Source organism: Pseudomonas sp. YNh (assembly GCF_037993085.1).
GTDB classification, from domain to species: Bacteria; Pseudomonadota; Gammaproteobacteria; order Pseudomonadales; family Pseudomonadaceae; genus Aquipseudomonas; species Aquipseudomonas putida.
The window spans coordinates 19,330-28,133 of record NZ_JBBMRJ010000042.1; the positions used below are offsets into that span (position 1 = coordinate 19,330).

General features: G+C 62.9%; 9 protein-coding genes and 1 pseudogene. 3 read left to right on the forward strand and 7 right to left on the reverse strand.

Annotated features, from left to right (window positions below; translation table 11 throughout):
• Window positions 1–11: 11 nt before the first annotated feature.
• From WF331_RS27210 to WF331_RS27220, 3 genes and pseudogenes are all read right to left on the reverse strand, one after another.
• Window positions 12–932, reverse strand: a complete 921-nt coding sequence (locus WF331_RS27210) for a LysR family transcriptional regulator (RefSeq protein ID WP_016499302.1) — start codon at window positions 930–932, stop codon at window positions 12–14.
• Window positions 933–960: 28 nt separating this feature from the next.
• Window positions 961–1,935, reverse strand: a complete 975-nt coding sequence (locus tag WF331_RS27215; RefSeq protein ID WP_016499301.1) for a quinone oxidoreductase family protein — start codon at window positions 1,933–1,935, stop codon at window positions 961–963.
• Window positions 1,936–2,048: 113 nt separating this feature from the next.
• Window positions 2,049–3,261: pseudogene (locus WF331_RS27220) on the reverse strand (YeeE/YedE family protein).
• A gap of 241 nt (window positions 3,262–3,502) precedes the next feature.
• On the opposite strand from WF331_RS27220, the gene WF331_RS27225 reads away from it, so the two are divergent.
• The gene (locus tag WF331_RS27225) at window positions 3,503–4,411 is read left to right on the forward strand and encodes a LysR family transcriptional regulator (protein WP_049275955.1); all 909 of its coding nucleotides are present in this window, start codon (window positions 3,503–3,505) and stop codon (window positions 4,409–4,411) included.
• On the opposite strand, the gene WF331_RS27230 is transcribed toward WF331_RS27225, so the two are convergent.
• From WF331_RS27230 to WF331_RS27245, 4 genes are all read right to left on the reverse strand, one after another.
• Window positions 4,412–4,930, reverse strand: a complete 519-nt coding sequence (locus tag WF331_RS27230) for a DMT family transporter (RefSeq protein WP_016499298.1) — start codon at window positions 4,928–4,930, stop codon at window positions 4,412–4,414. It abuts the gene before it with no gap.
• Window positions 4,931–5,155: 225 nt separating this feature from the next.
• Window positions 5,156–5,737, reverse strand: coding sequence for a hypothetical protein (locus WF331_RS27235; protein ID WP_241801201.1), 582 nt, complete (start codon window positions 5,735–5,737; stop codon window positions 5,156–5,158).
• A 157-nt stretch (window positions 5,738–5,894) separates the two neighbouring features.
• Entirely contained in the window at window positions 5,895–7,187 is a 1,293-nt protein-coding gene (locus WF331_RS27240) for a PQQ-dependent sugar dehydrogenase (RefSeq protein ID WP_340623497.1), read from the reverse strand.
• Entirely contained in the window at window positions 7,184–7,612 is a 429-nt protein-coding gene (locus WF331_RS27245) for a DUF2231 domain-containing protein (RefSeq protein WP_016499295.1), read from the reverse strand. Before WF331_RS27245 ends, WF331_RS27240 begins: the two co-directional genes overlap by 4 nt.
• 166 nt (window positions 7,613–7,778) lie before the next feature.
• Between WF331_RS27245 and WF331_RS27250 the strand changes: the two genes are divergently transcribed.
• Together WF331_RS27250 and WF331_RS27255 are read left to right on the forward strand one after the other, a co-directional pair.
• Window positions 7,779–8,066: a DUF4189 domain-containing protein gene (locus WF331_RS27250; protein ID WP_080642783.1), complete on the forward strand. Its 288-nt coding sequence runs from the start codon at window positions 7,779–7,781 to the stop codon at window positions 8,064–8,066.
• A 317-nt stretch (window positions 8,067–8,383) separates the two neighbouring features.
• Window positions 8,384–8,804: toxin VasX (locus WF331_RS27255; RefSeq protein WP_340623498.1), on the forward strand; the 421-nt coding region annotated here is incomplete at its 3' end.

Genomic DNA, 8,804 nt, shown 5'->3' on the forward strand with positions numbered 1-8,804 from the left:
GCAGAAGAGTATCAAGACCGCCACGGTGCCCCGGCCCGGAAGCGGTCTTCCAGCCAGGCCTTGAAGGCGCCCAGGGCCGCAGTGTTCAGCCGAGCGGTCGGGCGTACCAGGTAAATGCCCGCTGCCACGTCCAGCTGCCATTGCGGCAGCACCCGTACCAGGCGGCCGCTGGCCAGGTCCTCACCCATCAGCCAGTCCCCGCCGGCAAGAATGCCCACGCCGCGCCGCGCCGCCTCCAGCAATGCCTCATTGTCGTTGCTGCGCAGGCTGCCGGCGACTTTCACATTCACCTGCCGCTCACCGCTCATCAGGCGCCATTCAGGAAATGAACGTAAGCCACTGAAACACAAGCAATTATGATCATTCAATTGCTCAGGCTGTACCGGTACGCCATGCCGAGCGAGGTATTCGGGCGACGCACACAGGATGCGCCTGTGATCGCACAGTTTCCTGGCCACCAGGCGGTTGTCCACCAGCTCGCCAATGCGGATGGCGGCATCGAAACCCTCGCCGATCAGGTCGACAAAACGGTCGGCATACTCGGCCTCCACCGTCACCTGCGGATAGGCCAGCACGAAGTCAGCCAGCATCCCGCTCAACCAGCGCCGCCCCATGGCCGCCGGCAATGCCAGGCGCAAGCGCCCGCGTACTGTTGCCGCACCCTCGGCAGCTTCCTGTTCCGCCTCGGCGATCAGCCGGTTGGCCTCGCGTACCTTGGCCACCAGCCGCTCGCCTTCATCGGTAAAACGCAGCTGCCGCGTGCTGCGCTCCACCAGGCGAATGCCCAACCGCGCCTCCAGCGCACTCAGGCGCTTCGACAGCACCGTGGGGTGGCGCTCCAGCTGCCGCCCGGCAGCGGCAAACGAGCCCTGCTCGTGGAGGGCCAGCAAGGTGGCAAGTTCATCGGCGCGGCGACTGGCGAAGGCATCCATGGCTATGCTCGGTGGCAGGGTTCGGGCATCAGGCAGTAAGGACCAGCGCGCCCTCCGACAGCCCTTGTTCCAGGTCCCGATGGGCCCTGGCCACTTCGGCCAGCGGGTAGCGACGCCAGACCCGAGGCTGGATGATACCCTCGGCGACGGCTGCCAGCACATCGGCGGCGCGCTGCTGGTACTCCTCTACCGTGCGGGTATGTGCCGCCAGTGACGGCCGGGTCAGGTACAGCGAGCCCTTGGCATTGAGCGTGGCCACCTCGATCGCCGCCGGCGCACCGGAAGCGCCCCCGAACGACACCAGCAGGCCCCGCACCCGCAGGCTGTCCAGCGAAGCTTCCAGCGACACCTTGCCAACACAGTCATAGGCCACATCCACGCCCTGCCCCTGGGTCAGCTTGCGCACATCGCTGGCCAGCGTTGCCGCGTCGAACACCAGCACATGATGGCAACCGGCCGCCTGGGCCCTGGCCACACTTTGCGGGCGTGATACCACGCCGATCACCGTCGCCCCGAGATGCCGCGCCCAAGGCGCCATCAGCTGGCCCAGGGCACCGGCGGCGCCGTACAACAGCACTTGGGTACCCGGGCCCACAGCGTAGGTGGTTTTCAGCAAGTACTGCGCCGTGATGCCTTTGAACAGCACCGCTGCTGCGGCCTCGTCCTCCAGCTGCGGCGGCAGCTTGACCAGCCGTTCGGCCGGGAACAACCGGCCGCTGGCATAGGCACCGACCGGCCCCATGGCATAAGCAACCCGGTCCCCCACCTGCACGTTGTGTATCCCATCACCGACGGCAGTGACTCGCCCGGCGCCTTCCAGCCCCAGACCGGAAGGCAAGGCCAGAGGGGCACCGCCCTTGCGCTGCAACAGGTCCAGCGGATTCACGCCCATGGCTGTCTGCTCCAGCCAGACTTGGCCGGGCCCCGGGGGGTGTGCTTGCACGTGTTCAGGCTGCATGACGTCGGCGCTGCCGGTGCAATTGAGAGTGATACGGGTAGCCATGTTCGAATCCTGCTGGATGGGTGTTCGAGTCAGGCTAATCAGTTGGGAAAAGTTGAACAATCAGGCGAGGTGCAGATGATTTCTGCACCTCTTGCAGCAATTCACTCGGTGCTTCAGCAGCCCGTCAGCACCGCAGGGCGCCGCTCACCGGCGAAAAACAACGGGCGCAGGCGCACGCCGATCAGGTTGCCTGTATAGGCCGCCACCAACCAAAGCCAGCCATGCACGCTGCCCGAGGCAATGCCACTGAAGTACGCGCCGATGTTGCAGCCATAAGCCAGGCGCGAACCGTAGCCCAACAGCAGGCCGCCGATGACCGCGGCGACCAGCGACGGCAGCGGAATTTTCAGGCTTGGCGCAAAGCGCCCGGCAAGGCCGGCCGCCAACAGCGCACCCAGCACGATGCCCAGGTCCATCACCGTGGTGATGTCTTGCCACAACGGCGAGGCCAAAGCCTTGGCATTGGCCGGCGCCTGCCAGAACACCCAGCTGCCGACATCCACGCCCAGGCCGTTGAGGGTTTTGGCACCCCACAAGGCGAAGGCGGAAGTAATGCCCCACGGCCGCCCCGCCAGCGCCAGGGTCGCGTAGTTGAGAAGCCAGGGCAATTGCGCCCCACAGCAACGGCCAAGGGCCACGCAGGAAGCGACGCATACCCTGGTGTTCGCTGGCAACTGGCGCTTCCAGCGCGCCGTGTCGGCGCTTTTCCAGCACCACTGTAGCCCAGGCGATCAGCCCGAACACTGCCAGGCTCACCAGCAGCGCCGGCCCCACACCCCAGGCCTGCACGATCGAGGTTGCCGGGAACGACGGCAAGGCAAACCACCAGTCAGCGTGATGGGTGGCCGTTACAGAACCGATGATGAAGAACAGCAGGGTCACCAGCATGCGCGCATTGCCACCGCCAACGGTGAACAGCGTGCCCGAAGCGCACCCGCCGCCCAGCTGCATGCCAATGCCGAAGATGAACGCACCGAACACGACCGAGACACCCGCCGGGGCCACCAGGCCAGTGACCGGGTTGCCGAACAGGCTGCCATCTGACAATGCCGGGAAGAACAGCAGCACCGCCAGGGCCAGCATGACCATCTGGGCACGCAAGCCCGCGCCTCGTCGCTCGTTGATGAACACCCGCCACGCCGAGGTGAAGCCAAAGGCGGCGTGATACAAGGTCAGGCCGAGCGCCGCACCGATCAGCAGCAGCAATACCTGCTTGGAGCCGGCATTCAGATTGAGGAACCAGGCGCCAGCCAGCAGTAAAGCCATGGCGATCAAAGGGGCGCCCAGGCGACGCGGTTCGGGTATGGCAGTTGCAGAAAGACCCATCGGAGTACTCGGATAACAGTAAAACGGACGGGGAGTATAACCCCAACGGTCAATGCGGGCCTTGTGGGAGCGGCCTTGCGTCGCGATAGGGCGCGAAGCGGCCCTCAGCTTTTAACCTCCGTAGCAGATATCGTCGGGGCCGCTTTGCGGCCCATCGCGACACAAGGCTGTTCCCACAACGACTGCGCAAGGCTTGTTAAGCTAATAAACACCGGCGGAATTAACCAAGGCTATTCACCCCATGGATGAACTGCGCAAGATCGACCTCAACCTGCTACTCGCCCTGCATGCCCTTCTCAGCGAAAAGCACGTGACCCGAGCCGCCCTGCGCCTGCACCGCAGCCAACCCGCCGTTAGCCACGCGTTGGCGCAACTGCGCAAGCACTTCGACGACCCCTTGCTGGTACGCCAAGGCGGCGGCATGGCCCTCACCGCCCGTGCCCAGTCGCTGGTAAAACCGCTACAGGACGCCTTGAGCAATCTCAACGGCCTGCTGGCCACCCCACAGTTCGAGCCAGCCAAAGCCCAGCGCCGTTTCCGGCTGTCGCTGTCCGACTACTCCTCGCGCATCATTCTGCCGCCCCTGCTGCGCCACCTGCGCCAGGTAGCACCCGGGGTGGACCTGGCCATCAGCCAGGCCAGCCGCGAAACCATGCTGGCGCAACTGCTCGATGGGGAACTGGACCTGGCACTGGGCCTGTTCCCCGAGCTGCCTCAGGACATCACCGCCCAGCCCCTGTTTGCCGACCATTTCATCAGCGTTGCCGATCGCCAGGTGTTGCCCCCCAGCGGCGGCCTTACCCTTGAAGACTGGCTGGCACGCCCGCATGTGTTGATGGCCATGCGCCCCGATGCCTTCGACGAGATCGAGCGTGCGCTGGCCGCCCAAGGCCTGCGCCGCCGTATTGCCTTGGCCTTGCCACACTGGAGCGCGGCAGTAGAGGTACTTGCTGGCACCGACCTGATCCTGACAGTAGCCAGCCGCGCAGTGGGCTCCTTGCGCCAGCACAAGACACTGCGCCAGTTCAGGCCGCCCCTGGCCATCCCCTCGTTCGACTACCAGCAGGCCTGGCACAGCCGCAAGGACAGCGACCCCGGGCACCGCTGGCTGCGCGAAACCGTGTGGGCCTGCAGTCAGCCGGGGCGCTGATCAGCCCTCTGGCTGCTTCACCGCAGTGATTGCACTGGTCGCTGGCGCCGTCGACCAGGTGCCTTGCACCAACAGTACGCCGCACAGAATCAGCACTACGCCTGCCACCCTGGCAAGGCTCAGCGGCTTGCCTCCCAACCCCATCACCCCGAAGTGGTCGGCAAGCACCGCTGTTATGATCTGCCCCGCCACCACCAACACCAGGAACCCCGCCGCGCCCAGCTTGGGCGTTAGCGCCGCAGCACCAGCCACATACATTGCCCCCAGCACACCGCCAACCCACAGCCACCAAGGCCCCTGCAGGGCTTTGCCCAGGTCCGGTACCGGCACCCTGAGAATCAGCAGTGCGGCGATTACCACCAGCGAACTCACCGTCAACGAAGTGAATGCCCCCCACAACCAATGCCCCAGGGCACGGCCAACGGCGGCATTACCCGCAGCCTGGAACGGCAGCACTGCCCCAGCAAGCAACGCCAAAGCAAAGGGAAGCACCAGAAGGCACAGCGTTTTACTGAACATGGCAGCCCTCATTACTGAAAATGTTCAGGCAATGATCGAAAATTCTGTCCATTGATGGAAATTGAACGCATGCACGTAGATTATTCGTCAGGCGCATGTTCGGAGTGGTTGCGATTCGCTCCCGATGAGGATTTTTGCGTGCGGGTCGCCTACAGCATCCGCCGTCATGCAAGGCATCACGACGGATTCATGTACGGGCAACCCGTAGCTTGTCTCAGGAAATGCTCAGCGGGAGGTTTCGACCCGCAGCACTTCGGTAAAGATCGCATCGACCGTCTGGCCGACCTTGAGATTCTTCATGCGTGCCTGCAAGTCCGGGTTTTCGACCTTGACCACCTGCAACTTGCCCTCGGGTGGCAGCAGGCTCACTTCATGCTTCTTGAGGTCGATCTTCTTGATCTGCGAGGTGACCCGGACCTGGCGGAATGCCTCGCCGCCCGGGTTCGGGTTTTGCGCAGTGGCGCGAATGGTGCCGGCCTCCTCGCTGGCCTTCGGCGCCCCGCCCACATCGGTGTTGAGCACATAAGCCACGGCGCGGGTAACGAAGATGTCGACCTGGTCACCGACCTTGAGGTTGGGCAAGGCCTTGGCCTTCTCCGTGAGCTGGAACGTCACATCCTTCTTGTCATCAGGGCCTTTAACCGTGACCTGGCGGTTAGCCAGATCGATGGCTGTAACTTGCGTGGTGACGTGGCTTTCAAGCGCCTCGCTGGCAATCGGGATATCGGCAGCCTGCACCGTGAAGCTGGCAGTGGATGCCAGCGTGGCCAAGGCAACAGCACGAGCGAGAGAGCGAATCGGATTCATAGACCTGCTTCCATGTGATCAACTAAAAAAGGGCGCGAATTGTTCACGCGCCAACAAGCATAGACGTTGCCCGCCACCCTGCCGGTGCCACCACCTCGCCGGCTTTTCGCGGATGAACCCACTCCCATGGGAGCGTGGACTTGGGCCAGACCAGGACTCAACGATTTCGCGTCACCCGCCACACCGTATTGGCCAGGTCATCGGCAATGATCAACGCCCCGCGCGGGTCCACGGTCACCCCCACCGGTCGCCCACGGGTCTTGCCATCCTTATCGCGAAAGCCCGTGGCAAAGTCGATTGGCTCACCTGCCGGCCTGCCATTGCTGAACGGCACGAATATCACTTTGTAGCCAACCGGGTCGGGCCGGTTCCAGCTGCCGTGCTCGCCCACGAACACTCCGTCGGCAAACTCCTTGCCCATTGCCGGGATCGAGAAGTCGACACCCAGTGCAGCCACATGCGAGCCCAGGCTGTAGTCCGGCTTGATCGCCGCAGCCACCTTGTCCGGGTTTTGCGGCCGCACCCGATCATCTACATTCTGCCCCCAGTAGCTGTAAGGCCAACCATAGAAGCCACCTTCGCGCACCGAAGTGAGGTAGTCCGGGACCAAGTCAGGGCCCAGTTCATCGCGCTCGTTAACCACCGTCCACAACTGCCCGGTCTGCGGCTGAATGGTCAATGCCGTCGGGTTGCGCAAGCCGGTGGCATAAGGCCGGTGCGCGCCGGTTTCGGCATCGACCTGCCAGACCATGGCCCGATCAATCTCTACCTCCAGGCCGCGCTCGGTGATGTTGCTGTTCGAGCCGATTCCCACGTACAGGTAGCGACCATCCGGGCTGATCGTCAGCGCCTTGGTCCAGTGGTGGTTGATCTCGGCCGGCAGGTCGGTGACCTTGGAGGGCGGGCCGTCGGCCTGGGTCTGGCCTTCCTTGTAGTCAAAGCGCACCAGCCCATCCTGGTTGGCCACATACAGCTTGCCGTTGGCAAAGGCCAGGCCATAGGGTGCATTGAGGTTTTCCGCGAACACGGTCTGCACCTCGTAGGTGCCATCGCCGTCGGCATCGCGCAACAGGGTCAGGCGGTTACCACCCTTGACCTGCGTATTGCCCTTGGCCTTGATCTGGCTGGCAATCACATCCTTGGGCTTGAGCTTGGCCGCGCTGCCACCCCTGCCCTCGGCCACCAGAATATCGCCATTGGGCAGCACCAGGCTCTGCCGCGGAATCTTCAGGTCAGTGGCAATGGCCGTGACGCTGAAACCCTCCGGCACGGCCGGTTTCTGCTCGCCCCACGCAACCGGCTGCGCAATCTTCATGCTCGGCAGCAGCCCGCGCTGCGGATCGGGCAGCTTCGGGTCCGGCCCATGGGCCTGGGTAGGCTCACCGTCACCCCCACAGGCACTCAGCAACACCGCCATGCTCAATAAGCTCAAGGCATGCAAAGGCTTCATGCTGCACCTCCCGAACGCAGGTTGCTCAAGCCGGTCCAGGCAGCCACCACCGAGAGCACGGTCACGATCACCGACAACACCAGCCCCGAGGGCATCACCGCCCAGGCGTCCTTGGCGTGCTCGAACGCATTGATCAAGCCGAGCACCCAGGTCACCAGCAGCAGCACGAAGTACAGTGTGGCGCGCCCGCCCTTGCGTTCGGCGCGGATCAGGTTGGCCAGCGCAAACAACAGGGCTAACCCGCAGAACACCAGGCCGCCGGCGATCAGCCAGGCGGCGAAGTTGCTCCACTGAATCTGGTAGCTGTTGAAGTAGGCGATATCGCTCAGCAGCGCGCCAAGGAACAACGGGACACTGCCTGCCAGCAACAGGGCGTGCAGCGGGCTGGGGGTACAGCGGTAGAGGGTTTGGTCAGTGGCGGTCACAGTGCCTCCTTTTCATTCAGTGACCCAGGGGGCTGATGGGCTTGCGCCATCAGGTGAGCGCAGGGTGCGCTTAGCAAAGGAGCCCCGTCACGACGCGATAGTTCACCGCTTCGCTACAATGAAATATCCTGCAAGGCATTTGCTGCCAAGCGCAGAAGGGGAAAACGTGAGCAGACCAAACGCATCCTGGGCCCTGACCACCCTGCTCGCCCTCAGCCTGGCACTCACCGCTGGTTGCTCCAGCAAAGGCAGCAAGGCGCGGTACGCCACGCCTGCAGTAGGCTCCAACTGCTTCGCCAAAGCCGTACCCACGACTGGCGAAGGCGGCCTGGCCTGGGGCAATACCCTGAGTATTGCGCGGCAGAAATCCATGAACAATTGCATACGCTATGCCGGCCGCTCGGGGGGCGCACCCCGAACTTGCCAAGTAGTAATGGCCAAGTGCAAGAACTGAAAGTTTAAAGACCGCCTAAAATGTAAGACAACTCCTACAGCAAAGGTCAAACTTTCCACTTATAAACCACACTCGCGAAACACAAAAAACATTCAAATAAAATATTACACTTTCAGCCTCGACCAAAAAGGAGAAATCGAGGCATTGTCTGTCGCCTGAGCCTTAACAAGCCGAACGTTTTTTTCATCTTCTAAAACAAGGAAGATATTTCCTACCGCATTAGCCTCAGCCAACTCCCTTCCAGTCGTTATTTGCACTGGAACAGGCCGTTCTACGCGTTTGGTCTGAAAAGACTGCTCTCTGAGCAAGGAACTCGCATGAGCAATTCTTCCGTTAGCAGCGCCACTTCCGGTCCCGCCTGTACTGCACGCATCCCCATCCTGCCGGTGCGCTATGCCATCGTGCCACGCACCGGCGACACTCCCGCCTGCCGCTATGCCGATGCAGGGTTCAACCTGGAACAGGGCTTCGCCCCGCTGCAACACTCTGCCTACACCCTGCGCGCTTTACGCCCGGGCTATGTCTACGTGTTCATGAAAGGCCCGAAGGGCGAAAAGCTGGTCATCCATGAGTACATTGGCGCGGGTCTTTACAAGGAACTGAGTTACAAAGGGCTGGAAAACTACCACCTGCGTGATCGCTACCTCTCCAGCCGGAGCATGGGCTGGGTGTGGACCGATACCTGCCCCGATACCGCCAGGGAAGTGTGGATCGGCTACAGCCCCCACCTGTGGACCA

Excerpts from the sequence above, each read along its gene's own strand:
- WF331_RS27225 (WP_049275955.1), top strand. The coding sequence starts at position 3,503 with ATGGATGAACTGCGCAAGATCGACCTCAACCTGCTACTCGCCCTGCAT.
- WF331_RS27240 (WP_340623497.1), bottom strand. The coding sequence starts at position 7,187 with ATGAAGCCTTTGCATGCCTTGAGCTTATTGAGCATGGCGGTGTTGCTG.
- WF331_RS27210 (WP_016499302.1), bottom strand. The coding sequence starts at position 932 with ATGGATGCCTTCGCCAGTCGCCGCGCCGATGAACTTGCCACCTTGCTG.
- WF331_RS27215 (WP_016499301.1), bottom strand. The coding sequence starts at position 1,935 with ATGGCTACCCGTATCACTCTCAATTGCACCGGCAGCGCCGACGTCATG.
- WF331_RS27235 (WP_241801201.1), bottom strand. The coding sequence starts at position 5,737 with ATGAATCCGATTCGCTCTCTCGCTCGTGCTGTTGCCTTGGCCACGCTG.
- WF331_RS27230 (WP_016499298.1), bottom strand. The coding sequence starts at position 4,930 with ATGTTCAGTAAAACGCTGTGCCTTCTGGTGCTTCCCTTTGCTTTGGCG.